The following is a 735-nucleotide window of genomic DNA, read 5'->3' as shown; positions in this document are numbered from 1 at the left end:
CGGCGCCGCGAAGTGGCCTGTTGCCCCGCGCGCCGAACCCCCCGAAGACTTTCCCCCTCATTCTTTTGGGCGCCTGACGGTGCTCGCGTGCAGGATGCCGACCCCCATCGGTGGCCTGTGCGCCGACCCCCGAATGGAGCTTCAGTCATGAACACGATCATTCGTAAGAGCGTGCTCGGTATCGCTGGTCTCGCGTTCACCGGTGGTGTGTTCGCCGGTCCGATCGCCGCCCACGCCGAGGCCCGCCCCGTGGAGGGCAAGCCGGCCGCGGTGCAGGCGGACAAGCCCGACAGCAGCAAGCTGATCCCGCACGGTGTGCAGGGCGTCCAGTCGCGTGTCGACCTCAACGACGAGCAGACCGGCAACGTGAAGGCGATCATCGCCGCGACGAAGAAGGCCGGTCTGCCGCAGCGGGCGGCGGTCATCTCGATCGCCACCAGCCTGCAGGAGTCGAAGCTGCACAACCTGGGCCACCTCGGCGACGCCAATGATCACGACTCGCTGGGCCTGTTCCAGCAGCGCCCGAGCTCGGGGTGGGGCACGCCGGAGCAGATCACCGACCCCGAGTACGCGACCTTGGCGTTTGAGAAGGGCCTCAAGCAGGTCGACGGCTGGCAGGACATGCCGCTGACCCAGGCCGCCCAGACCGTGCAGGTCTCGGCCTACCCGGACGCCTACGCCCAGTGGGAGCAGCAGGCCGCCGACCTCGTCGCCCAGCACTGGAACAACAGCTGA

General features: G+C 68.4%; 1 protein-coding gene. It reads left to right on the top strand.

Annotated elements, in window-relative coordinates:
• Positions 1-147 precede the first annotated feature (147 nt).
• Entirely contained in the window at positions 148-735 is a 588-nt protein-coding gene (locus tag ACL02O_RS34345) for a hypothetical protein (protein ID WP_412822347.1), read from the top strand.

The organism is Micromonospora mangrovicola (assembly GCF_047200535.1).
Classification (GTDB): domain Bacteria; phylum Actinomycetota; class Actinomycetes; order Mycobacteriales; family Micromonosporaceae; genus Micromonospora.
The sequence above is the reverse complement of the archived record's forward strand: the minus strand, read 5'-3'. Positions and strand labels throughout refer to the sequence as shown.